This window comes from Bradyrhizobium sp. CSS354 (assembly GCF_029051725.1).
Classification (GTDB): domain Bacteria; phylum Pseudomonadota; class Alphaproteobacteria; order Rhizobiales; family Xanthobacteraceae; genus Bradyrhizobium.
Genome location: NZ_JAACFU010000004.1, coordinates 269,589 through 291,917 on the forward strand (window position 1 = coordinate 269,589; position 22,329 = coordinate 291,917).

25 protein-coding genes are annotated in these 22,329 nt (G+C 62.4%); 12 read left to right on the forward strand and 13 right to left on the reverse strand.

Annotation, left to right across the window (positions count from 1 at the left end; genetic code table 11):
- Positions 1-126: 126 nt before the first annotated feature.
- Positions 127-387: a hypothetical protein gene (locus GWG67_RS11260; protein ID WP_007614033.1), complete on the reverse strand. Its 261-nt coding sequence runs from the start codon at positions 385-387 to the stop codon at positions 127-129.
- 121 nt (positions 388-508) lie between these two features.
- On the opposite strand from GWG67_RS11260, the gene GWG67_RS11265 reads away from it, so the two are divergent.
- A complete protein-coding gene (locus GWG67_RS11265; protein WP_275169414.1) occupies positions 509-1,240 on the forward strand; it encodes a DUF3750 domain-containing protein in 732 nt (243 codons plus the stop codon).
- A gap of 247 nt (positions 1,241-1,487) precedes the next feature.
- On the opposite strand, the gene GWG67_RS11270 is transcribed toward GWG67_RS11265, so the two are convergent.
- The 9 genes from GWG67_RS11270 to GWG67_RS11310 all read right to left on the reverse strand — a co-directional run bounded on the left by GWG67_RS11270 (position 1,488) and on the right by GWG67_RS11310 (position 9,082).
- A complete protein-coding gene (locus GWG67_RS11270) occupies positions 1,488-1,796 on the reverse strand; it encodes a DUF2934 domain-containing protein (protein ID WP_275169415.1) in 309 nt (102 codons plus the stop codon).
- Between the two features lie 260 nt (positions 1,797-2,056).
- Positions 2,057-2,218 (reverse strand): DUF2934 domain-containing protein, encoded by a 162-nt coding sequence (locus GWG67_RS11275; RefSeq protein WP_081747976.1) that lies wholly within the window; start codon positions 2,216-2,218, stop codon positions 2,057-2,059.
- A gap of 157 nt (positions 2,219-2,375) precedes the next feature.
- Complete coding sequence (locus tag GWG67_RS11280) at positions 2,376-4,097, reverse strand: FAD-dependent oxidoreductase (RefSeq protein WP_275169416.1); 1,722 nt, start codon at positions 4,095-4,097, stop codon at positions 2,376-2,378.
- A gap of 27 nt (positions 4,098-4,124) precedes the next feature.
- Entirely contained in the window at positions 4,125-4,940 is an 816-nt protein-coding gene (locus GWG67_RS11285) for a sugar phosphate isomerase/epimerase (protein ID WP_275169417.1), read from the reverse strand.
- Positions 4,940-5,596: a hypothetical protein gene (locus GWG67_RS11290; RefSeq protein WP_275169418.1), complete on the reverse strand. Its 657-nt coding sequence runs from the start codon at positions 5,594-5,596 to the stop codon at positions 4,940-4,942. The genes GWG67_RS11285 and GWG67_RS11290 overlap by 1 nt, the downstream gene beginning before the upstream one ends.
- Before the next feature lie 14 nt (positions 5,597-5,610).
- Positions 5,611-6,105, reverse strand: a complete 495-nt coding sequence (locus tag GWG67_RS11295; protein WP_275169419.1) for a type II 3-dehydroquinate dehydratase — start codon at positions 6,103-6,105, stop codon at positions 5,611-5,613.
- 32 nt (positions 6,106-6,137) lie between these two features.
- A complete protein-coding gene (locus tag GWG67_RS11300) occupies positions 6,138-7,418 on the reverse strand; it encodes a TRAP transporter large permease subunit (RefSeq protein ID WP_275169420.1) in 1,281 nt (426 codons plus the stop codon).
- Between the two features lie 61 nt (positions 7,419-7,479).
- Positions 7,480-7,989 (reverse strand): TRAP transporter small permease, encoded by a 510-nt coding sequence (locus GWG67_RS11305; protein ID WP_275169421.1) that lies wholly within the window; start codon positions 7,987-7,989, stop codon positions 7,480-7,482.
- Between the two features lie 76 nt (positions 7,990-8,065).
- Positions 8,066-9,082 (reverse strand): TRAP transporter substrate-binding protein, encoded by a 1,017-nt coding sequence (locus tag GWG67_RS11310; RefSeq protein ID WP_275169422.1) that lies wholly within the window; start codon positions 9,080-9,082, stop codon positions 8,066-8,068.
- Between the two features lie 229 nt (positions 9,083-9,311).
- Between GWG67_RS11310 and GWG67_RS11315 the strand changes: the two genes are divergently transcribed.
- Together GWG67_RS11315 and GWG67_RS11320 are read left to right on the forward strand one after the other, a co-directional pair.
- Entirely contained in the window at positions 9,312-9,971 is a 660-nt protein-coding gene (locus GWG67_RS11315) for a GntR family transcriptional regulator (RefSeq protein ID WP_275169423.1), read from the forward strand.
- Between the two features lie 34 nt (positions 9,972-10,005).
- Positions 10,006-10,854, forward strand: coding sequence for an SMP-30/gluconolactonase/LRE family protein (locus GWG67_RS11320; RefSeq protein WP_275169424.1), 849 nt, complete (start codon positions 10,006-10,008; stop codon positions 10,852-10,854).
- A gap of 97 nt (positions 10,855-10,951) precedes the next feature.
- Here GWG67_RS11320 and GWG67_RS11325 read toward each other — a convergent pair whose 3' ends face one another.
- The gene (locus GWG67_RS11325; protein ID WP_007614048.1) at positions 10,952-11,689 is read right to left on the reverse strand and encodes an SDR family oxidoreductase; all 738 of its coding nucleotides are present in this window, start codon (positions 11,687-11,689) and stop codon (positions 10,952-10,954) included.
- 223 nt (positions 11,690-11,912) lie between these two features.
- Here GWG67_RS11325 and GWG67_RS11330 point away from each other — a divergent pair, with 223 nt between their 5' ends.
- Complete coding sequence (locus GWG67_RS11330; protein WP_275169693.1) at positions 11,913-12,440, forward strand: helix-turn-helix domain-containing protein; 528 nt, start codon at positions 11,913-11,915, stop codon at positions 12,438-12,440.
- A gap of 982 nt (positions 12,441-13,422) precedes the next feature.
- Positions 13,423-14,205 carry a Crp/Fnr family transcriptional regulator gene (locus tag GWG67_RS11335; RefSeq protein ID WP_275169425.1) on the forward strand — a complete coding sequence of 261 codons (783 nt, stop codon included), beginning with the start codon at positions 13,423-13,425 and terminating at the stop codon, positions 14,203-14,205.
- On the opposite strand, the gene GWG67_RS11340 is transcribed toward GWG67_RS11335, so the two are convergent.
- Positions 14,171-15,121 (reverse strand): hypothetical protein, encoded by a 951-nt coding sequence (locus GWG67_RS11340; RefSeq protein ID WP_275169426.1) that lies wholly within the window; start codon positions 15,119-15,121, stop codon positions 14,171-14,173. The genes GWG67_RS11335 and GWG67_RS11340 overlap by 35 nt on opposite strands.
- Before the next feature lie 14 nt (positions 15,122-15,135).
- Positions 15,136-15,423, reverse strand: coding sequence for a hypothetical protein (locus GWG67_RS11345; protein WP_275169427.1), 288 nt, complete (start codon positions 15,421-15,423; stop codon positions 15,136-15,138).
- Between the two features lie 370 nt (positions 15,424-15,793).
- Here GWG67_RS11345 and GWG67_RS11350 point away from each other — a divergent pair, with 370 nt between their 5' ends.
- Genes GWG67_RS11350 through GWG67_RS11380 form a run of 7 tightly spaced genes read left to right on the forward strand, consistent with a single transcriptional unit; the run spans position 15,794 to position 22,312 of the window.
- Positions 15,794-16,894, forward strand: a complete 1,101-nt coding sequence (locus GWG67_RS11350; protein ID WP_275169428.1) for an inositol-3-phosphate synthase — start codon at positions 15,794-15,796, stop codon at positions 16,892-16,894.
- A complete protein-coding gene (locus tag GWG67_RS11355) occupies positions 16,894-17,493 on the forward strand; it encodes a histidine phosphatase family protein (RefSeq protein WP_275169429.1) in 600 nt (199 codons plus the stop codon). The genes GWG67_RS11350 and GWG67_RS11355 overlap by 1 nt, the downstream gene beginning before the upstream one ends.
- Positions 17,490-18,593 carry a glycosyltransferase gene (locus GWG67_RS11360; RefSeq protein ID WP_275169430.1) on the forward strand — a complete coding sequence of 368 codons (1,104 nt, stop codon included), beginning with the start codon at positions 17,490-17,492 and terminating at the stop codon, positions 18,591-18,593. Before GWG67_RS11355 ends, GWG67_RS11360 begins: the two co-directional genes overlap by 4 nt.
- A gap of 2 nt (positions 18,594-18,595) precedes the next feature.
- On the forward strand, positions 18,596-19,405 hold the full coding sequence (locus tag GWG67_RS11365; protein WP_275169431.1) for a sugar phosphate nucleotidyltransferase: 810 nt from the start codon (positions 18,596-18,598) through the stop codon (positions 19,403-19,405).
- Positions 19,402-20,169, forward strand: coding sequence for a TIGR04290 family methyltransferase (locus GWG67_RS11370; RefSeq protein WP_275169432.1), 768 nt, complete (start codon positions 19,402-19,404; stop codon positions 20,167-20,169). The genes GWG67_RS11365 and GWG67_RS11370 overlap by 4 nt, the downstream gene beginning before the upstream one ends.
- Complete coding sequence (locus tag GWG67_RS11375) at positions 20,166-21,119, forward strand: beta-xylosidase (RefSeq protein ID WP_275169433.1); 954 nt, start codon at positions 20,166-20,168, stop codon at positions 21,117-21,119. The genes GWG67_RS11370 and GWG67_RS11375 overlap by 4 nt, the downstream gene beginning before the upstream one ends.
- On the forward strand, positions 21,107-22,312 hold the full coding sequence (locus GWG67_RS11380) for a phosphopentomutase (RefSeq protein ID WP_275169434.1): 1,206 nt from the start codon (positions 21,107-21,109) through the stop codon (positions 22,310-22,312). The genes GWG67_RS11375 and GWG67_RS11380 overlap by 13 nt, the downstream gene beginning before the upstream one ends.
- Positions 22,313-22,329: the final 17 nt, after the last annotated feature.

Sequence of the window (22,329 nt, forward strand, 5' to 3'; positions counted from 1 at the left end):
GATAACGCGCCTCGGGCCTGAGCGCCCAATGACGTCATTACAATTTTGCAATTGCGTTGAAAAGCAGAGACAGAGGGCGAAGGCAAGCGGCCTTAACGGGCAGAAGGCTGCCGGGCAGCAAGCTGTTTATTGCAGGACCTTCGGCAGCACCACGACCACGTCCACGCTCTGCGCGAGGATCTGCGTTGCGACCACGGCGAGCTGGTGCGAGAACTCGTCCTCGATCTCGGCCGCGCAGTCTTCGTCGCTGGCAATGGCAAACAGCAGATTGCCGTCGATTTCGTCGAACCGGATGCCGGCGAACAGGCGATCGAAAATCTCGGCGCCCGCGATGTACGCGATTCGCGCCTGGATGGCCTGGTCCTCGACGAGCGACAACTTCCTCATGGACGCAACATATGGCCGCACCACCCGAATGCAAGAGCAGGAGAGCGCTGGCGCGGCGTGCCTTGCGAACTATATTGGTGGCATCGTCCCGCCTGACCGCCGTTTGCCCTTGAGGAAATCCTTGATTCTGTTCCTGCTGCTGATCTTCCTGCCGATCGCCATGTCGGCCGGCCGCTATTATTTGCGCGGCGACGGCCGCGGCAATTGGCAGACAGCGGATCGCTCCAGCGCCGGCCTGCTGCCGCCCGCATCCGCCAATCCGGACGCGCTGATCCGCGTATTCGCCGCGCGCACGGTTCGCTGGCGCAGTATTTTTGCCGTCCACACCTGGATCGTCGTCAAGGAGAAGGGTGCCGCGACCTACAGCCGATACGACTATACGGCCTGGGGCGACCCTGTTCGCAGCAACGGCTTTGCGCCGGACGGCCGCTGGTTCGGCGCCCTCCCGGAAACCGTCGTCGCGGTCGACGGCGCGCGGGCCGAAGCGTTGATTCCGAAGATCCGCGCCGTCATCGAGAACTACAAGTTCCGCGCCTATGGCGACTACAGCGCCTGGCCGGGACCGAATTCCAACACCTTCGTGCAGGCGGCGCTGGACGCCGTTCCCGAGCTGCGCGCCGTGCTGCCGCCGACCGCCATCGGCAAGGACTTTCCCTACAGTGGACGCTGGGCCGGCATCACGGCGTCCGGCACCGGGCTCTACGCCTCGCTGTCGGGCTATCTCGGCATGACCATCGGCTGGGTCGAAGGAGTCGAGATCAATTTCCTCGGCGCGGTGCTCGGCCTCGACATCCGCCGCCCCGCGCTGAAGCTTCCAGGCATAGGCCGCCTGGGCGTCGCGGCCGGCGCGTAGGGCAGTGACGGGACAGGTCCATCAAAGTCGCTGCCCTCCCAAGCTTCCCGACATCGTCCTTCATATGTGTGCTTCAGGTCACAGCAGAATCGAGCGCCTTGGCCTAGAATGAACTTGCATGGCCGCAAACAAGGTAACGGCGGTACGCACGAGGCTGGCGACCAACAGCTACGGACTTTTGAAACCGCCCGGGGAAGAACTCGGCGGTTTTTTCTTTGTGTATCGTTTCGTCCTATCGCTTCGCTTTCTATCGTTTGTCTGAGGGATCCGAGAGCCTCCGCTGGTCCCGCTCTTCTTCGATCTGCCGTTCCGCTTCGACCCAGAACTCCACGTCCCGGTCGGCCGGACGACCGGCCTGCTCCCAGAGCTCGTAAGCGCGCGCTCGCACCTTGCCGCGCCCCATCATGCGAAGCAGCTTTTGCTTCAGCTCCTCGGCAAAGTTCCTGAATCGCTGGACAGTGGTTTCGTCTTTGACGAGCGCAGCCGCTCGCGTTGCGAGTTCGATCTGGTGCTCTATCTTTTGCCGCTCGTCCACCGCAAACCCCGCCGTAGCCATGGGCTGCGTCGCAGCCCGTGCTGCTCACAACCTCAATTCCTGTTGGAAGGCTCTGTTCCGCCTTGAATGCCAGGACCTTCAATGCCACGTCGTGTCAGCTTCGACGATCACCGCCCTTGTTTCGGGATCTTCCGTCGCGTTGCAGGTGCAGGGCATGCCCTCACCACACCGGCAGCCACCCAATTCCTCGCTCCAGGCCCGGAGCGGATGGTTTTCGCAGACCCATCCCAGACCATAGCAGAATGGGCAGCTCTTGTTGGTCACAGCGTATCCGGCGTCCGCATGGGGTTCGACTTGTCCTCGTTGCGTAGCTCCTGCTCGGCCGCGTGCCAGAATTCTTCCTCGCGACCTTCCGGCTTGCCAGCTCGTTCCCATAGCCGGTGCGCGCGTTCTCTGATGTCGTGATCGGTCGGCTCAGGCATTGCATCTCCTGCGAAGAGACACGGCCCCACCCTGGGGGGTATGGGGGCTTGGAGGCGGGGCCGTGCAGGCCAGCAAATCGGCGGCGACGCTGGCCCGCTGAGTCAAGCCTCGATGGTGCGCAAGAGTTCCTAGCTCGGCGCAGCGAAGGACCGGCTTTCAGTTGCCTTCTTCCTGAGCTGAAGCCCCCGCGGCGTGCATTGCCGCGCACCATCCGAATACCATCGCAGGCCCGATCATCGTGCCCGGACCCGGATAAGTGCCTCGAAAGATGGAGGATGAATCAGTACCGACGGCGTAGAGTCCGGGTATGGCCATCCCACGGCTAGACAAGACGCGGGCGGTTGAATCCGTGCACAAGCCGGCGCTGCTAGCGAGATCCGTCGGCCATACTGCGACGGCATAGTATGGCCCAGGACCGACCCGCCGCAGGCACGGGTTTGGCGTGCTCCGGGGATCACCATTGAACCGGTTCAACTCGCTTGAACCGCGGCCGAACTCTTCGTCCACACCGCTCTCGGCATAGCGATTGTATCGCTCAATCGTTTGAGCAAGCTCGCCGCCATCGACGCCGATGTTTTCGGCCAGTGCTTCAATCGTTTCGCCTGCCAGCAGATATTTAGCCTTCAGAAATTTATCCAAATCCCTCGTCCCGGGATGAACGAGACCAATGCCATAGTCGCTGACAAAGGCGCGATCGCAAATCAGGAAAGCCGGCGTAGCCAATACGGAAGACGAGTCCGATCGCAACATCGCTTCCACGAAGTCGTGATAGGAGTCGGCTTCATTCACGAAACGGCGGCCGGATTTGTTCACCGCAAGCAGTCCCGGCTTGGCACGATCCAGCATAATGTGCGGGAATACCGAGACGTGGCCGTCCGCTTGCGTCATGACCGAGCTCGGCATCCACAAGGCGGGGCTGTCGAAATCGCGCTCGATCACCGCGTCGACGCGTTCGGCCGCGAGCAGGCCGTCCCCGGTATTGCACGAAGGCGCGAGTGAAAATCGGTGCGCGGCCTCGGGGAAAAACCTTTCGCGAAGTTCGCGGCTCCAGCCGATGCCTCCCGTTGCCAGCACCACGCCTTTGCGGGCACGTATTGCCCATGCTCTTGAGGGCGATGACAAAACGGCCCCGACGACTGCGTCGCCGCTCCGGATGAGCTCGCTGAGCTCAGTCTCATATCGCAGATCCACGCCGGAATGACGGAGGCTGTCAAACAGCCTCGCGACGAGAGCGTTGCCCATGATCAGACGCGTTCCGCGGTTGTAGCGAAGTCGATCGAGCAAATGCCGACCGAGAAGACCAACGACATGCCTAAAGTTGGTCCAGTTGCGGAATGGCGCCAGCAACGCCGGAATGTCCGCCTTCCCGACCATCATGCCGCCGAGGACCATGAACTCTCGCCGCGGGGGCCTAATGCGCTCGAAGTCCTTGCCAAGCTTGCGGCCGTCGAACGGAACGGCGCCGAGAGCACGACCACCGATCGCTGCCCCAGGAAGATTCTTGTAGTCAGGATGTACCGGCGGCGCCGCAAAACGTACGCTCGTCCTCTGCTCGAGATAATCAAGCATGAGAGGACCCACCTCGAGAAATGCATCCACACGCGGGTCCGCGGCGTGTTCGCCGAGCAATATTTTAAGATAGACCCGCGCCGCCTCGATGGAGTCTGAGATCCCTGCAAGCAGTCCCTGCCGATTGCCCGGAATCCAGATGGTGCCGGCGGAGGTCGCAGTCGTACCGCCGACCGTGTCCGACTTCTCGCAAAGGATCACGTCGAGCCCTTCGAGGGCAGCCACCAGCGATGTCGTCATGCCTGCGGCACCCGCCCCGACGACCAGGAGATCGGTCTCGACGTCCCAGGAGCGATCGGCTTGCGGCATCCCGAACTACCCTTTCGTCCCGAATTCTCACCTCTGGCTGCGCGCCCGCTCCACGACGGCTTTGCCCGCCGCCAACGCCCGGCGTGCTCGCGACGCGGCGTCGACGCTCTTTGCCAGTTGAACGGTCGGAACCTCGATGCTGATGGTCAGGTCATGCGGCATCGCGCTTGCAAGCCCCATCAAGTCTATTCCGCCCTCGCCCGGAAACATCCGCTCCTCGCGAGCGGCATGGATGAGCTGCTCAGTGGTCGATGGGCGTTCGGCGGGGCCATCGCATAATTGCCAATAGTGAAAGCGTTGCGCCGGGATGGCGCGGAGGTCCGCAAGCGAGCTCTGCGACCGATCGAAATGCAGCGCATCGACCAGAATGCCGGCTCCGGGACGATCGACGTCGCCGACGATCCGGATCGCGGTCTTCAGGTCTGGAACGCTCGTCCAGGGCATGAATTCGAGGTCGGAGGTGAGGCCGTAGCTTGCTGCCGCCTCACAAAATTGCTGGTAGCGATCCGAAAACCGCGCCAGATCCGGATCATAGGCCGCGACGAGGATGTGTTTGGCGCCGAGGCGCGCACCTACCTCGAAGAAGGGCGTAAACGAGGCCATCTCGGTTTCCGGTCTGAACGCCACGACCTCGAGATCGGCGACAGTCACCCCCGTCAACTCCAATCGCCGGAGCGTCTCCCGCAGGAGCGGCGCATCGTCCATCAGGCGATAGGCAACACCGCCAGGCGTGGCAGGCAACAGCCTGAGCCCGACTTTTTCGTAGCCGCAATGCGCCGCCAATTCGATCATCTCGGGCGGCGCAAGCTCGAGCACGGTCAACGCGGCGAGCGAGAACGTCATCAGCCGAAATCCGCGATACGGGCGTCGAGCGCAAACATGCTTTGATAAACTTCCGGCTCGCTCGCCCCGGCCATGGCGTCGGGCGCAAGCTCGCTCGCCCGCTGCAAGGCAGCCCGCAACGACGCGACGTCGAGCGCCTCGATCAGCAACAGCCCGGCGAAAAAGCCCTCGTTCTTCCGCATGCCCTTCTCGGTCGTCCGCACCGACGTCCGCGCCTCGTCGGTCGCGCCGATCTGCACGGCGGCAACCCCGTCGCACCCAACAAGCGCCTGAGCCAGACCCCGAGGATCTTTCGGCAATGTCTCGATCCGGAGCGCCACGACCGAGGCGCCCTCGCCTCGCCCTCCCCGCGCGATCATGACGCCGCCGCCGCGCATGAAATTGCCGAGCTTCGGCATGATGCGCTGTGACCACGGCGTCGGTGCGTTGAGGCGCGCCAGATAGGCCTCGCCGTCGAGGACCTCCGGCGTCTCCAGCTCATACAGAATGAAGAAGCGGTTGATGTCGTCCCTTGCCACGCGGAAGACACGCGATGCCAGGAAGCCCCTCGTCGTCACGCGCTCGGTCGTGTGCTCACGCGTCAGCCAGTGCCGGTAGTCGGTCAGGTCGTGAGCCTCGACGTCGCTCCAGATGGCCAGAAATCCCGTGCCGCGCATCCCGCCCTCCATGCCTACGCCTTGCCGCCGGCCGCAAGCCCGTGCAGAGCCGGTGCAATGGTCTCAGGCAATTGCCCCAGCCGTTGGACGGCCGCGAGCATCGCGGCGAGATAGCCATACGAACCTAGTCCGCAAATGACCGCCGTGCAGGCGCTCGACGTGATCGAGTGGCGGTGCAGCTCATCCCGCGCGTGAATGTTGGAGATATGCACCTCGATCTTCACACCCTCGAAAATCTTCAGCGCATCGATCAGCGCGATCGAGGTGAATGAATAGGCCGCGGGGTTCATGATGAGGGCGTCCGCGTTGCCCTGAGCGGACTGGATCAGGGTGACGAGTTCGCCCTCCATGTTCGATTGATGGAACGACATCGAAACTCCGAGCTGATCAGCCAGCGCCTGGCAGCTCGCCTCGATCTCCCTAAGCGTCGTCGAGCCGTAGATGTGGGGCTCGCGGATGCCGAGGAAATTGAGATTGGGTCCGTTGAGGATCATGATCCTTGCGGCCATTTTCGTTCTTCCTTCGTTTGCTGCCGACGCATCTAGCCGGCAAACCATTTGGCCGGGATCGTCACCAGTCCCGGGAATAGCACCATCGCGAACAGGACGATCAATTGTGCAATCAAGAAGGGCCAGACGCCCTTGACGATGTCCTCCATGCTGATCCTGGAGACACCGCAAACCACATTGAGCACGATGCCGACCGGCGGCGTGATCAGGCCGATCGCATTGTTGATGATGAAGAGGACGCCGAAATAAACGGGATCGATTCCCGCCGCCTTGACGATCGGCATCAGGATCGGCGTGAGGATGAGGATGGTCGGTGTCATGTCGAGGGCCGTTCCCACGATCACCACCACGACCATGATCGCCAGCATCAGGAGCGTGTTGTTGCCCATGAAAGGCTTCAGCAGGGCGACGATCTGTGTCGAAATCTCGGACACGGTGATCAGCCAGGACGACACCAGCGCCGCTGCCACGAGAAACATCACGATGCTCGTCGTCAGGGCCGAGGAGACGAAGACCTGATAAAGCTGCGACAGCTTCAATTCCCGATAGATGCAGGTCGCGACGAACAGCGAATAGACGGCGACGACCACTGCGGCTTCCGTGGGCGTGAAGATGCCGAAGCGCAGGCCGACGACGATGATCACCGGCAGCATCAGCGCCCAGAAGCCGTCGACCACTGCTTTCACCATTTCCGAGAGCGATGCTCTTGGCGGGGGCGTCAGGTTCTCCCGGCGCACCACCCACCACCAGGCCAGGCAGAGCCCTGCCCCGAGCAACATCCCCGGGACGATCCCGGCCAGAAACAGTTTTGAGATCGACACGCCCGCGGCGACACCGAAGATGACGAATCCGATGCTGGGCGGAATCACGGGCGCGATGATGCCGCCGGCCGCCACCAGGCCCGCCGCATAGGACTTCTTGTGGCCCGCCGCCACCATCATCGGCACCAGCAGGGCGGCGAGCGCCGCGGCATCGGCCGCCGCAGAGCCCGAGAGCGACGCGAGGATGCAGGACGCGAGGATCGTGACGTAACCGAGTCCGCCCCGAAAGTGTCCGACGGCGACGAGCGCAACGTTGACGATTCGCTTGGCCAGACCGCCCTTGTTCATGACCTCGCCGGCCAGCATGAAGAAGGGAATGGCCATCAGCGGAAAGCTGTCCGCGCCGTTGATGACGTTCTGCGCCACGATCTGGGCGTCGAACATGTCGATCGTGCTCATCAAGGCCACGCCGCAGACGATCAGCGCAAAGGCGATCGGCATGCCCAGCGCCATGGCGCCGAGCAGCGAGAAGGTGAAGACGGCAATCGTCATGGCGTGATCCCGGTGATTTTCAGGATGTGAGCGCCGGGCGGCACGATACGGGGAGACAGCATCAGTGCTCCTCCGATTCCCTGACGGCAACCATGTCGGCTTCGCTGGCCTGTCCGGAGATGACACGGAACAGGTCGTAGAGAAGGATCACTCCGGCCGAAACGCCGAAGATCACGCCGACGCCATAGAAGATGCCAAGCGACAGGCCGGTCGCCGGCGCGCGGTCGTCGATATTGATGATCGTCTGCCGCCAACTTCCCGAGAGCAGAAGCCAATCGGCGAACAGCATCAGGCAGTAATTGATGATGAAGCAGAAGCGCTTGCCGACGGCCGGCAGCATCCGCACGATGGCGTCGACTCCCAGATGGGCGTGCTCACGCATTGCCACGACCGCACCGAGGAAAGTCAGCCAGACCAGGAGCCAGCGTGACAGCTCCTCGGAAATCGCGATACCGGAGTTGAAGCCGTAGCGCAGAACTACGTTGCCGAACACCAGCACCACCATCACCGCAAGAAATGCGGCGATGGTGCCCTTCAGCAGGGCGCAATAGAGGTCGAGCAATCGTGCCATACGGGCCGTCCAGGCAAAGTCAATTCGAGAGCCGGCCGACCGGTCGGCTCCGCCTCTTGCATACTGACGAGATCGACTACTTCACGTCCTTGCGGATGCGCTCGAGTTCGTCGTTGAACAGCTTGACCGCCTCCGGCTTGAGATTGGCGGCAATCTTGTCGACCACCGGCTGCGCCGTCTTGCGCATCCGATCGAGCTCTTCCGGCGCGACGGTGTTGTACTGCATGCCCTTCGCCTGCAGTTCCGACAGGGCCTTTTCGGTCTGAAGGCGCGTCTGCTCCTTCTGATAGCCTCGACTTTCCTCGTACGCCTCGCGCATCAGGCGCTGCTCGGTCGGCGAAAGCTTGTCCCAGAAGGCCTTGCTCACCAGGATGATGTTCAGGGTGAAGGTGTGATTCGTGGCGGAAACGTATTTTTGCACTTCGTAGAACTTGTTGGAGAGAATGACCGTGAAGGGGTTCTCCTCGCCATCGACGGTGCGCGTCTCCAGCGCCGAATAAAGTTCGCCGAAGGCCATCGGAACGGGATTGGCCTTGAAGGATCCGAAGGTCTCGAGGTAGACCGGATTCGGAATGACGCGAAGCTTGAGGCCGTTGAAATCCTCGACCTTGGTGATCGGCCGCGTGCTGTTGGTGACGTTGCGGAAGCCGAGGCCCCAATATCCCAGACCGATCAGCCCCTTCGACGGCAACGTATCAAGCATTGACGTGCCGAATTTGCCGGTCCCGAGCGCGTCGGCCTGCTCGATGGTCTTCACGATGAATGGAAAGTCGATGAGGCCGAACTCCGGCACTACGGTTGCGAGCGACGTCGTCGAGGCCGACAGCATTTCCTGGGTACCGCCGCGCAGTGCCGATTGCTGCTGCAGCTCGTTGCCGAGCTGCGAGGCCGCGAACTCACGGACCTTCATCTTGCCCCCGCTCTTCGCCAGCAGGATCTCCGCAAATTTCTGCACCCCCGCGCTGACGGGGTGATCGGTGTTGTTCAGGTGTCCCCACCTGATCGTCCGCTCCTGAATCTCCTGAGCGGATGCACCGACCGTCAGCGCCACGCAGATCGCCGTCGCAGACAGCGCCCGTACCAACAAGCTCATCGTTTCCTCCCTGTTCGGACGGGCACGAACGACGGCTTAAGCCATTATTTTTCGTACCCTCAGCCTATTTAGACACCACACATATATTTCCATGTCAAATGATGATACCTATTTCATATGATGATTTGCAGTACGTCATACACCGAAAATCTGCTATAGTGCTGGCAACATTGATGGTTCGGCCGCCCTCCGAAGTGGCCGGCGATCGGGACAGGCGGGATCAGAAGGCATGACGTCACTCGAGGAACGGCCCCTGTCGGCAGGCGACAGCGGCTATCAGCGCATCCGGGCCGACATCATTTTCGGAGTGCTCACGCCATCCGGACGCCTCAAGCTCGATGCCATGAAGGAAGATTACGGCCTCAGCGTCAGCACACTGCGCGAGATCCTCAATCGTCTGACGTCCGAGGGATTCGTGGTTGCCGAGGGCCAGCGGGGCTTCGAGGTGGCGCCGATATCCATCCAGAACCTGCGTGAGCTCGCTGGTCTCCGCATCCTGCTGGAGCATCATGCAATGGCCGAGTCGTTCCGCGCCGGCGACGTGGAGTGGGAAGGCCGCGTGGTGTCGGCGCATCACAAGCTGGCGGCGACCGAACGCACCGTGCTGAGCGAAGGCGACGATCCCGAGCTGCGCAAACGCTATGACGGCGAATTCCACCAGGCGCTGATCTCGAGTTGCGGTTCGCGCGAGCTGATGCAGACGCACGCGGTCGTGTTCGACAAATATTTCCGCTATGCGCTGCGCTACCGCGGCGCGGAGACGATCAATCAGCACAAGGCGCTGCTGGACTGCGCCCTCAAGCGCGACATCAAAAGCGCCAAGGCCGTGCTCACCGAGCACATCAACGGCTGCGTCGCGCACGCCCTCGCCTCCTGGAACGAGGGCTGATCGCCAGCGCTCGTGGCTGCAATCGGATAGCGGAATGACTCCCCACATGGTCCCCGCGCATCGCGTCGAAACGGCGGTCGCCGCAGGCGATACCCTCGGCGAGACGCCATTGTGGTGCGATCGATCCCGCAAGCTGTGGTGGGTCGACATCGACCGGCGGCTACATCAATCGTTCGATCCGGCAACAGGCGCGCATCAGGTTGTTCCGTACGCATGCAACTTCCTCGGCAGCCAGGCTCTGACGGCGGATGGCTCCCACCTGCTCGCGCAGGATCTGGGCCTTTATCGCCGCGCGTCCGGTGACGGTGCTCCAGGTCAGCTCTGCGAAATCGAAAGCGGCCTCGACAACCGCCTGAACGACGGACGCGTCGACGCCCGGGGCCGGCTATGGATCGGCACCATGGACAACCAGCTGCATCGGCCGAACGGGGCGCTGTATCGCGTGGACGCCGACGGCCGGACGCGTATGTTCGGCGATGTCGTCGTGACGAACGGCATCGCGTTCTCACCTGACAATCGCACGCTCTATTTCACGGATACGAGGTGTTACCGCACCTGGCAGTTCGACTTCGATCTCGATGACGGCGCGATCCGCAACAGACGGTTGTTCGCGGATTACAGCGCCTCCGGTGAGCGGCCCGACGGCGCGTGTATCGACGTTGCCGGCGGACTGTGGACCGCCTTCTTCTCCGGCGGCCGGGTGATACGCTATCGGCCGGACGGCCGGATCGACACCGTCATTCCAGTGCCCGCGACCAATCCGACCTGCGTGTGCTTCGGCGGAACCGATCTGGAAGACACTGTTCGTGACGACCGCCAGAAAATTTCTGGATCGCGAGCAATTGAGCCGCGAACCCCGAGCGGGTCATGTTCTGGCCATTGATGGCATCGCACAGGGACTTCCAGAGCACCGCTTCGGCAATTCATTCTGAACCCTTTTCAGTCTGAACCCTTGCACGGGCCATCGTGAACCGGCTTCGCTACCATTTCTCGCCGAAGGGACGAATCTCCAGCTCGAAGGTCCAGGCACTCTTGGGTTGCTGATAGAGCATCCAATAGGATTCGGCGACCGACGATGGCGGCATCAGGAGGTCGGGATTATCCAGCGCGTTCGGACCAAGCGCCTCGATCCGCCGTTGCCGGACCCATTCGGTGTCGACGCCGGAATCGATGATCAGATGCGCCACGTGAATGTTCTTCGGGCCCAATTCACGCGCCGCGGCTTGCGCGACCGCCCGCAGGCCGAACTTGGCGCTGGCAAAGGCCGCATAGCCGCTGCCGCCGCGCAAGCTCGCCGTCGCACCGGTGAAGAAGATGTTGCCCTGGCCACGGGGCAGCATCAGGCGCGCGGCCTCGCGGCCGGCGAGGAAGCCGGAATAGCAAGCCATTTCCCAGACCTTGCGGAACACCCGTTCGGTCGTGTCCAGAAGCGGAAAGTTGACGTTGGCGCCGACGTTGAAGATGCAAACCTCGAGCGGGGCGTGCTTGTCGGCATCGCCGAGAAACGAGATGATCTGGTCTTCCTTGCGCGCATCGAGCGCGCGCGCGTGAATTTCGCCGCCGGCCTGCTCGATCTCCTTGACGAGTGGTTCGAGCTTGGCGCCGTCGCGGCGCCCCGCGAACACCGTAAAGCCCTCGGAGGCGAACTTCTTTGCAATCTCGCTGCCGATAAAATCACCGGCGCCGATCACGGCCACGGTCGCATTTCTCTTTTGCAAGGGTCTTCTCCCGGTCAGGTCTGAATCCGGTCATCGGACCATCATCCAAGCCGCAGACTATTTCTACAGTTCTAAAACAGAACTGTCAATCTTGGTCGATTTACTGCTGAATTCGGTATCAGAGAAACATTGTCTCGCAGTAAGTGCCGATTTAGAATGGTCCTCGGACCAAAGGACTCCTGGACGATTTGCGCAGAAGCCGCGGGCAGAGTGGAGATCTGGAATGAAATGGGGTGAGCTGGAGGACGAGCCGTGTTCGATGGCCCGAACCATCGGCGTGATCGGCGACCGCTGGACCCTTCTGATCCTGCGTGAATGCTTCCTGCGCACACGCCGTTTCGAGGGGTTTCAGTCTTCGCTCGGAATCACGCGTCACCTGCTCGCCGAACGGCTGAAGAAGCTGGTCCGGCAGGGCGTGCTGCGTCGTATTCCCTATCAGGACTCGCCCAAGCGGCACGAATACATCCTCACCCAAAAGGGGCTCGATCTCCATCCGATCATGATGGCGATCGTGCACTGGGGCGACACTCATATGGTCGACGCGCGCGGACGACCTTTGCTGCATCAACACCGCAAATGCGGCAAGGACTTCGATCCGGTCATGGTTTGCTCCGAATGTGGCGAACCGCTTTCGGCCAAGGAGGTTCATACCCACCCCGGTCCCGGTGCTCGAGGCACCCCGGTATCGGCGGCGCCGGAGAAGAAGGCAAAGCGAGAGACAAAGTCAAAGACCCAGCGCAGCGCCGCGTGAGATGGCGGCGTGGCGCGAGCAACGTTCGACATATCCCGGGCTGATCTTTCAACAGCGGACATGAGCTCTCGTTCTCGCGGCGCAATTCGCCCGAGTTTTGCTTCGTCACTCCACCCTCTTATCCAAGAGGGCGCAGGGAAGGCCCGGTGCCGGCTGGCACCCGCGGTCCGCTGCGCGAAAAGCACACGCAGGAAAACGGCACAGCAGCATACAGGTGTAGCCAATCACTCGGCCTTCCCTGCGCGATGGTTGGACGGCTTATGCCGTGCTCTCCCGGGAGCCGAGTTCCTTTTGACCTCCCTCGCCTTCGCGAAAGTCGCCGGCACCGCGCCGGTTGACGCGGATGCCGCATTCGCCAAGGCTTGACCGTAGCAACGACGGCCAGGACCACACGGTTTTGCCGTACGCACGGCCCGCCATTTCGCCGCAGTTTTCCCAGCCCTGTCGACGGAGCCGGAAACTTACAGACGAGACGAAGCCTAGCAGCGCCGCTCGTCGGAACGAAGCCTTGGGCTCACGGAGAGCAATCCGCCCTGCCCACGCCTCTCGCACCCGAACGCTGCCGCGTCCACCGCAAGCCCGGCTCGCGAACGTGACGACCACAAGATCGCCCCTCAAGATTGAGCCGGGACGGCCGACACATACGCCATAACCGAATTTCGGTAAAGCGGAATATTTTTGTGAGGAGGGGTTGACGGGATTGCGGGTGTGTTGCCCGACAGGCAGCCATCACATCCGTCAAAGCCTTGGAGTCAGAACAAACGCGATGGCTCGAGAGTTAAGTATATGAAAGTAAGTATACTAAATCTTGGTTCGGCGCAGATGGTAGGCCGTTCGCCCACTCGAGCGCCTCTCGCGCTTCCGGTTCCCGGATCGTCCGAGACCGACAACGATCTGCGTGGAGCGAAAGTATCAAAGTTTAATGCGTTCGGTCGTTCTCATCGATCAGATTGGGGACGGGCTCTGAGTTATTAGGCGACCAATGCAGGCAGGATTTGCGTTCTCCAAGCTCGCCGACCGGTTGGCGAGCCTCACTCCCGTAACGGCCGACGATCTCCACCTGCTTGCGGACATGGCAAGCACAATCGCGCATCTCAGTTCGCGTCAGGCCGTTTTGCGGCATGGCGACGATGCCACCCACTGCTGTCTCCTGCTTCAGGGATATCTGTCCTGGCAGGATGCCGAGAGCGTGGACGGGCAGATCACGTCGCTCCATGTTCCCGGTGACATCGCCGATCTACACACGCTGTATCGTCCTCGCGTTGACGGCAACCTGATCGCGCTCGGCCCTGCCATCGTCGCACTCGTGCCACACCGCTTCTTTCACGATTTGTCCGCGCGTTCGCCCGCCATGTCTCGCGCATTGCTGCTGATGCTGCTCACCAGCCACGCCATTCAGCGCAACTGGACAGTGAACCTGGGTAGCCGCGATGCCTTGACGCGTGTTGCGCATCTGCTGTGCGAGATCACCACCCGCCTGCAAAGCGTCGGCTTGGCGAGAGATCTCAGGCTGCCATCACCCTTCACCCAATCGGACCTTGCTGCAGCGTGCAGCATTTCCCCAGTCCACGCCAACCGAACAATTCAGGAACTGCGACGATGCAACCTCCTGCGATGGCAGGGTAAGACGGTAACGATCACGGACTGGCCGGGACTCGTGCGGCTCGCAAGATTCGATCCGACCTACCTGGGCATTCCGTCCAGCCGCGACGAGTCGTCGTCCTCGCGTCTCAGACCACTCGCGGCGGATCTTGCGCTCGCTTGAGCCCGTTTCCGACGACACCTTGGAGATTTGCGGAGCGTGCAATCAGGGCCTCCCGCGCCTCTCCAATGACATCATCCCAATTGCCTGGTGCCCTCTGATGAAACAGGCGCAGGCTCGGATACCAAGGGGAATGGGACTCGCATGACGGCCAGCGCCAGTCGCAATCCGCATGCAACAAGACCCACGCGTCACAGCCGAGTGCGCCCGCAAGATGAGCCACCATGGTGTCGACGCAAATGAGCAGATCGAGCCGCTGGAGCAGATGACCGAGAACCGTAATGTCAGGCGTGCTGACGTCCCTCGCGCCGATCTCGGCCAGTTCGCACGTTCGGGCCCCGCGTTGCAGCGAGCAGAGCGTCACGCCGGGAACGGCAAGATGCCCTAGCAGGGACGGCGGGATGGTCCTTCGCTTGTCCCAATTGCCGACTTCCCAAACCAGGCCGACGGCAAGACCTTGTGGCAGTGGTAGCTCGAGCACCGGCGGCAGCGATACGTAAGGTGCACGCATCTCGACCTGCTCCCGTTTCGCCCTTATAGCATGCGGCACCTCCATAATCTCGATATCGACCTCGAAGTCGATCTCAGGCGTACCATCATGGATCGAAAACGCACGATCGACGCCCGCCACACGCTCCACCAGCGGCAGAAGTTCGCCTTGGCACCACACAGTGACGCTGCGCGCGAGATCACGGAGCGGTCGCATGAAGCGCAGGAACTGGATGGTATCGCCAAGCCCATGGTAGCAACGGACGAGCACATGCTTGCCCACCAGGGCCTCGCCGCGCCAGATCCGCTGGAGGTGACGCGGCCCGGTGTGCTTTGGTGGATAGGCAAGCATTATCAGATCGCGGTCGCTGATCGCCCAGGCGCGTTCGAAGTCGCCTGCCCGCATCGCCTCCGTCCAACCGCCCGACATGCGCGGCGATCCGATCAACGCCGCACGAATTTGTGAAAGCGACTCACTTGGCCGTCCTTGGTGCGGTCCTGGTGAAGGAACGCAATGCCGGTCTCGTCGAACTTCGCGAAGAATTCGTCCCAACTGATCCGGTCGAGACCTTCGTCGGGCGGATCGAAATCGATGCGCAGGATGCCGGCGTGTCCGTCCTCCTCCGTAGCCTTGACCGTCGCGGGCTTTCCACCGCGCTCCTCCGCCCATTTCCGGATGACGTTATGGCTGGTGGTCTGCTGGGCTTCGCTGGTTTGTGATTTGGTTGACATGTGACACCTCGACTGCTGACAAAGAGCGAGCGACGAATAGGTCGTCGCGTCAGACTGTTCGCCGTGAACGCCGGACGGAAGGATTTGTTCTTTCGCGGTGTCGGCTCTCTCGGAGCATCATCTTCTTCATCTTCATCATGGAAGCTTTTCGTTCCCGCCAAACTGCCCGGGATTCTATCCCAGGTTAAGGGCGCGAAATTTTTTTGGCCGGAATCTGACGTGAGGCGGACATAGTGCCGTGAGTTCAGGAACGAACATACGTTCCTCACGTTCGCCGACGTACTTACGTCAACACTGCAAGTCTTCAACACTGCATATCCTTCAACACTGCATGCCTTAACGCTGCACGTCTTCCGGAGGGCCTAGATCCATGCATTCTCGTCTTCAGGACAGGCGGCGCGTGCGCGTCGGCATCGTCGGTGTCGGCAATTGTGCGAGCTCGTTCGTTCAGGGGCTCTCCTATTACCGGGACGCCAAATCGAATGAGCCGGTGCCTGGGTTGATGAACGCCGATCTCGGCGGCTACCACATTAGCGACATTCAGGTCGCGTCGGCCTTCGACGTCCATGCCGGCAAGGTCGGACGCGACGTGACCGAGGCGATCTTCGCAGCACCGAACAACACGCACCGCTTCTCCGAGGTCGCGCCCACCGGCGTCATGGTCCAACGCGGCCCCGTCATGGACGGCGTCGGCCAATATCTCAAGGACGACGTTCCGATTGCGGATGTTCCGGAAGCCGACGTCTCCGAAGTGCTCGCGACATCGCGCACGGACGTACTTGTGTCCTATCTTCCCGTGGGCTCGCAGCGCGCGAGCGAATTTTACGCCGCGCGCGCGATCGAGGCCGGCTGCGGCTATGTCAATTGCATCCCGGTCTTCATTGCCTCGAATCCCGACTGGCGGCGGCGCTTCGAGGATGCAGGCCTGCCGATCGTCGGCGACGACATCAAGAGCCAGGTCGGCGCCACCATTCTGCACCGTGTGCTCGCCAACCTTTTCCGCGAACGCGGCGTGCGGCTGGACAGAACCTACCAGCTCAATGTCGGCGGCAACACCGATTTCAAGAACATGCTCGAGCGCGAGCGGCTGACGTCAAAGAAGATCTCCAAGACGCAAGCCGTGACTAGCCAGTTCGACGTGCCGATGGATGCCGACAATATCCATGTCGGCCCGAGCGACCATGTGCCGTGGCTGACCGACCGCAAGCTGGCCTTTATCCGCCTGGAGGGCACGACGTTCGGCGGTGTTCCCTTGAGCGCGGAAGTCAAGCTCGAGGTCTGGGACTCCCCGAACTCGGCGGGCGTCGTGATCGACGCGGTCCGCTGCGCCAAGCTTGCCATGGACCGCGGGCAGGCCGGCGCGCTGACGGGCCCTTCGAGCTATTTCATGAAGTCGCCGCCTCAGCAGTTCACCGACGAGGAAGCCGGACGGCGAACGCGCGCCTTCATTGACGACAAGGCGTACACCTGATGGCGAAGATCATTCATCTGATCCGCCACGGGCATCATGCCCTGCTCGGCCGCACGCTCTGTGGCCGGATGAAGGGCGTAGAACTCGATGATCTCGGCTGTGAGGAAATCGCGCGATGCGCCGATACCTTCACGCCGCCACCGAGCATGGTTCAGTCGAGCCCGCAGCGGCGCTGCATGCAGTCGGCCTGCATCCTGGCGGCACGGTTCGGCTTGCCGGTCGAGATCGTGCCGGCACTCGACGAACTCGACTACGGCGAATGGACCGGACTGTCGTTCGAAGCGCTCGCCCGGGACCCCCGATGGTCACGCTGGAACGAACAACGCGGAACGAACCGCCCGCCGGGCGGCGAAAGCATGCGGTCGCTCCAGAAGCGCGTCGTCGCCCATCTGGAACAGGTGCGCAATGATCATGGTAGCGGCACCGTCGTTGTCGCCGTCAGCCATGCCGAACCGATCCGCGCGGCGCTGCTGCACTATTCCCGGAAAGAGCTCGACGACTTCCTCTCGATCGAGATCGACCCCGGCAGCGTCAGCACCCTCAGCGTGGACAATCGCGGAATCAAGATCACCGGGATCAATCAGCGGGTGCCAGCGTGAAGATCGTCATTTTCGGCCTGACAATTTCCTCGTCCTGGGGCAACGGTCACGCCACCTTGTGGCGAGGGCTTTGCAAGCATCTCGCGCAAGCCGGCCACAGCGTCGTCTTTTTCGAGCGCGACGTGCCCTACTACGCCGGCGCGCGGGATTTGCACGAACTGCCCGGCGGCCAACTGCGACTGTTCTCGAACTGGGACGATGTGCTTCCTTTGGCGCGCAGCGACATTCGAGATGCCGATGTCGCGATCGTGACCTCTTATTGTCCCGACGCGATCGCCGCGACGGAGCTTGTCCTGTCCGAGGGTCGCGCGGTGCCCGCGTTCTACGACCTCGACACGCCGGTCACGCTGGCGAAGCTGATGGCCGGCGAGGCCGTTCCCTATATCGGGCCGCGCGGCCTGCGGGATTTCGCGCTGGTGCTGAGCTTCACCGGCGGTCCCCGCATCTGCAACGAATTTCGCGACAGGCTCGGCGCCTGCAATGTCCGTCCGCTCTACGGCCATGTCGATACGGACATCCATCGGCCCGTGCCGTCGCAGCCGCATTACCGTGCGGATCTGTCCTATCTCGGCACATATTCGCAGGATCGCCAGCGCGCGCTCGAGGCTCTGTTCGTCGAACCCGCACGTAGCAGGCAGGATCGGCGCTTCCTGATCGGGGGTGCACAGTACCCGGAAGATTTTCCCTGGTCGCCAAACATCTACTTCGTGCAGCACTTGCCGCCCTCGGAGCACGCGGCGTTCTTTGCGTCGTCCCGGCTGACACTCAACGTCACGCGCCGTGCCATGGCGGAGATGGGCTGGTGCCCCTCCGGCCGCCTGTTCGAAGCTGCTGCCTGCAAGGCCCCGCTGCTCAGCGACGACTGGCCGGGAATCGATCAATTCTTTGCACCCGGACAGGAGATCCTGATCGCACGCGATGCGAAGGACACGCTTGCTGCGTTGACGATGGCCGACGCCGAGCTTCAGCACATCGCCGGGCGCGCCTATGAACGGACCATGGATCAGCACACATCCGACAAGCGCGCAGCCGAACTAATTTCGCTGCTCGAACAGACGGCATCCCTCGGCGCGCGCCGACAGCAACCCGAGGAGGCCTGATCATGTGGGGCATCGTTCCGGCCGCGGGCCGTGGCAGCCGCATCCAGCCGCTCGCCTTCTCCAAGGAGTTGCTTCCAGTCGGAAGCCAACGGGACGACGGCATCGACCGTCCGTGCGCCGTCTCCGAATATCTGCTGGAGCGGCTGATCCTTGGGGGGGCCGACAAGATCTGCTTCGTGATCTCCCCCGGCAAATCAGACATCCTCGAATATTTCGGCGATCACTATGGCAGCGCCCAGCTCGCCTACGTCGTGCAGCCCGATGCGTCGGGGCTGTGCGATGCCGTGTTCAGGGCGGGCACGGTGGTTGGCCACTACGAGGACATCCTGGTTGGACTTCCGGATACCGTCTGGTTCCCGAAGGCGGCCCTGCAGGCATTGCCGGCCGCTGACCTGTCGTTTCTGCTGTTTCCGGTCGAACATCCCGAGTTCTTCGATGCCGTCGTGCTCGACGGCGACCGTGTCACGGAGATCCAGGTCAAGCAGCCGGATGCGGCGTCGAAATGGATATGGGGCGCCTTCAAGATGTCCGGCAACGGATTTCGCGAGCTCCAGTCGCTGTGGACGAAGCGCGAGCGCCGGGATGAATATTTCGGGACGCTGGTCAATGCCTACATCGCGGCCGGCGGCCAGGGTCTCGGCGTCAAGGCCGGCGAATCCTATGTCGACGTCGGCACCATCGACGGCTACCGGACGGCAATGGCGTTGCTCGCGGAAAGCTCCCCCGGGAACGGACGCTCTCGACTGCTGGCCGGCGGTTCGCCGGAGGCAGCCCGCCCGGCCCACGCAATGAACAATGGAGTGACCGCATGAGCAGAGGCGCCCTCTCCCGCGAGGAAATCCGGCAGCGCGTCGATGCGCTCGGGCCATGGTTTCACAATCTGGACCTGAACGGCGTGCCGACAGCGCCTTCACATTTTCTCGGCGATTATCCCAACGTGAAATGGCGGCGCTTTTCCGGAATCATCCCGGACCGTCTCGAAGGCAAGACCGTGCTCGATATCGGCTGCAATGCCGGTTTCTACGCCATGGAGATGAAGCGGCGCGGCGCCGAGCGCGTGCTCGGCCTGGACACCGACGACGAATATCTCGCGCAAGCCCGCTTCGCGGCCGAGGTGAACGGTCTCAGGATCGAATTCCGCAAGATGTCAGCCTATGATGTCGGACAGCTGCGCGAAAAGTTCGATCTCGTGATCTTCATGGGCGTGCTCTACCACCTGCGGCACCCTTTGCTGGCCCTCGACCTGATCCACGAGCACGTCGCCGGCGATCTCCTGCTGTTCCAGTCGATGCAGCGCGGCGACAGCCGCGTGGATTCCCTCGACAAGAACTACGACTTCTGGACCACCGATCAGTTCGATTCGCCGGGCTATCCAAAGCTGCACTTCATCGAGAACAAATATGCCGACGACCCCACCAATTGGTGGGTACCGAACCGCGCCTGCGCCGAAGCCATGCTGCGCAGCGCCGGCTTTGCGATCGCGGCGCATCCGGAAGAGGAAGTCTATCTCTGCAAGCGGGTGGCAAGGCCGCAGGCGGAAGGTCCCGTCTATCCGTCGCGGGAGACCGGCCGATGATCGAAGCCGCCAAAATCTGGAACGAGCCCAACAACAAGTCGCACTGGGACATCCTGATCGATCCGGATTGGACCATGTTCGCGAGCCTGGCGCTCGCTGCGGGAAAGGCGATCCGCAGCGCGCATCCCACACTCCCGCGTGTGCTTGGCGGCATATCGCCGATCGATCCGTCCTTCATACGCAACATGCAGGCGCGCGGCGTGCTCGATCATGTCGATGCCGTGGCCGTGCACGGCTTTCCGCTCGACTGGAACTTGTGGCAGATCGCGGAATGGCCGGCCAAGCTCGACGAGATCAAGGCGGTCACCTCGCTGCCGGTCTGGGTCACGGAGGTGGGAGTCTCGTCCTTCGGTGCCGAGGAGGTGCAGGCCTGGGGACTGACGCGGACCGCCGAGCTGTTGACTGGCCAGGCACCGCGAATTCACTGGTACAGCCTGTACGATCTTCCTTCGAGCTGGGAGGCGACGACGCGGCACAAGGAAGCTGAAGGTTCCTCCTACTACCGGCACTTCCACATGGGGCTGCTGCGCGAGGACGGAACGCCGAAAGCCTCGGCGGACCTGTTCGCCCAATATGCACCAGCGATGGGCCTGTGCCAGTGGTTTCACTTCGAGGACCACCGCCTCGATGACGCCGTGCTCTGGATGCGCCGGCTCGGCGTGCAGCATCTCAGGACCGGCCTGTCCTGGGCCGACAGCTTCCGTCCGAACGCGCTCGCCTGGTTCGATCGGCAGATGGACGCGCTGGCGGAGTTTCAGGTCACAGTGACCTTCTGCTTCACTCCGGAACATCGGGGCGTCGAGCCTCATCACACCAGCCCGCCGCTCGACGTGAACGAGTTCGCGGATTTCTGCGCACAGATGGTCGAACGCTATTGCGCGAAAACGGGGCTCGCGCCGTCCGCAGCGTCTTCGCGCCCGGCCATCTCGGAGCCGACATGCGCGCCCTGATCCTGGTGATGGACTCCGTCGGGATCGGCGCCGCGCCCGATGCCATCAATTACGGCGACGAGGGTGCCGATACCGTCGGCCACATTGCCGAAATGTGCATGGCCGGTAATGCCGACGGACCACGCCGGGCGGGGCCGCTTCGACTTCCCAATCTGGTTGCGCTCGGACTTGGCCGAGCTTGCCATCTCGCCACCGGGCGCGTGCCGCCGGGCCTGGATGGCCGGCCTGAGCACGCGCGCTTTGGCTGCGCGAGCGAGATCTCCAAAGGCAAGGACACGCCATCCGGTCATTGGGAGATCGCCGGCGTGCCGGTGCCGTTCGACTGGGGCTATTTTCCAAGAACCAAGCCGTGCTTTCCGCGCGACCTGACGGAGCGCCTGTGCGAACAGGCTCGATTGCCCGGCATCCTCGGGAACTGTCACGCCTCCGGCACCGAGATCATCGCCGAATTCGGCGAGCGTCACATCAGAACGGGCGAACCGATCTGCTATACGTCGGCCGACAGCGTGTTCCAGATCGCAGCGCACGAAGAGACGTTCGGACTCGAACGCCTCTATGAGGTCTGCCGCGTTGCCCGCCGACTGGTCGATCCCCTCAACATCGGGCGCGTCATCGCACGTCCCTTCATCGGCACGTCGGCAGGCGACTTCAAGCGAACATCGCACAGGAAGGACTTTTCCGTCCCGCCGCCGGAGCGGACGATCCTCGATCTTGCGGAAAGCGCAGGCCGTGACATCGTCACGATCGGCAAGATCGACGACATCTTCGCCCATCGCGCGACAGGGAAGAACCTGCGCGGCGATGGCAACCAGGCGCTGTTCGATGCCACGCTCGATGGGCTGGCTTCTCTCGCAAAGGGCGGGATTTTATTCGCCAATTTCATCGATTTCGACACGCTGTACGGCCATCGCCGAGACGTCGCGGGCTATGCAGCGGCGCTCGAAACCTTCGACGCGCGCGTTCCGGATTTGCTGAACCGCTTGCGCGACGATGATCTCCTGATCATCACGGCCGATCATGGTTGCGACCCGACCTGGAGCGGCACCGATCATACGCGGGAACAAGTACCGATCTTGGCGTGGAGCGCGCGCTCGACTTCTCCGATCGGCAAGCGCGCCGGATTTGCGGACATTGGCGCGACCGTCGCGAGCCATCTCGAACTGCAGGCGCCGGTTCACGGCGCGCAATTCTAGTTGGCTGCACCGGCCGA

Coding starts and splice junctions, on each gene's coding strand:
- GWG67_RS11260 (WP_007614033.1), bottom strand. CDS start 387: ATGAGGAAGTTGTCGCTCGTCGAGGACCAGGCCATCCAGGCGCGAATC.
- GWG67_RS11270 (WP_275169415.1), bottom strand. CDS start 1,796: ATGGCTACGGCGGGGTTTGCGGTGGACGAGCGGCAAAAGATAGAGCAC.
- GWG67_RS11275 (WP_081747976.1), bottom strand. CDS start 2,218: ATGCCTGAGCCGACCGATCACGACATCAGAGAACGCGCGCACCGGCTA.
- GWG67_RS11280 (WP_275169416.1), bottom strand. CDS start 4,097: ATGCCGCAAGCCGATCGCTCCTGGGACGTCGAGACCGATCTCCTGGTC.
- GWG67_RS11285 (WP_275169417.1), bottom strand. CDS start 4,940: ATGACGTTCTCGCTCGCCGCGTTGACCGTGCTCGAGCTTGCGCCGCCC.
- GWG67_RS11290 (WP_275169418.1), bottom strand. CDS start 5,596: ATGCGCGGCACGGGATTTCTGGCCATCTGGAGCGACGTCGAGGCTCAC.
- GWG67_RS11295 (WP_275169419.1), bottom strand. CDS start 6,105: ATGGCCGCAAGGATCATGATCCTCAACGGACCCAATCTCAATTTCCTC.
- GWG67_RS11300 (WP_275169420.1), bottom strand. CDS start 7,418: ATGACGATTGCCGTCTTCACCTTCTCGCTGCTCGGCGCCATGGCGCTG.
- GWG67_RS11305 (WP_275169421.1), bottom strand. CDS start 7,989: ATGGCACGATTGCTCGACCTCTATTGCGCCCTGCTGAAGGGCACCATC.
- GWG67_RS11310 (WP_275169422.1), bottom strand. CDS start 9,082: ATGAGCTTGTTGGTACGGGCGCTGTCTGCGACGGCGATCTGCGTGGCG.
- GWG67_RS11315 (WP_275169423.1), top strand. CDS start 9,312: ATGACGTCACTCGAGGAACGGCCCCTGTCGGCAGGCGACAGCGGCTAT.
- GWG67_RS11320 (WP_275169424.1), top strand. CDS start 10,006: ATGACTCCCCACATGGTCCCCGCGCATCGCGTCGAAACGGCGGTCGCC.
- GWG67_RS11330 (WP_275169693.1), top strand. CDS start 11,913: ATGAAATGGGGTGAGCTGGAGGACGAGCCGTGTTCGATGGCCCGAACC.
- GWG67_RS11335 (WP_275169425.1), top strand. CDS start 13,423: ATGCAGGCAGGATTTGCGTTCTCCAAGCTCGCCGACCGGTTGGCGAGC.
- GWG67_RS11340 (WP_275169426.1), bottom strand. CDS start 15,121: ATGTCGGGCGGTTGGACGGAGGCGATGCGGGCAGGCGACTTCGAACGC.
- GWG67_RS11345 (WP_275169427.1), bottom strand. CDS start 15,423: ATGTCAACCAAATCACAAACCAGCGAAGCCCAGCAGACCACCAGCCAT.
- GWG67_RS11350 (WP_275169428.1), top strand. CDS start 15,794: ATGCATTCTCGTCTTCAGGACAGGCGGCGCGTGCGCGTCGGCATCGTC.
- GWG67_RS11355 (WP_275169429.1), top strand. CDS start 16,894: ATGGCGAAGATCATTCATCTGATCCGCCACGGGCATCATGCCCTGCTC.
- GWG67_RS11365 (WP_275169431.1), top strand. CDS start 18,596: ATGTGGGGCATCGTTCCGGCCGCGGGCCGTGGCAGCCGCATCCAGCCG.
- GWG67_RS11370 (WP_275169432.1), top strand. CDS start 19,402: ATGAGCAGAGGCGCCCTCTCCCGCGAGGAAATCCGGCAGCGCGTCGAT.
- GWG67_RS11375 (WP_275169433.1), top strand. CDS start 20,166: ATGATCGAAGCCGCCAAAATCTGGAACGAGCCCAACAACAAGTCGCAC.
- GWG67_RS11380 (WP_275169434.1), top strand. CDS start 21,107: ATGCGCGCCCTGATCCTGGTGATGGACTCCGTCGGGATCGGCGCCGCG.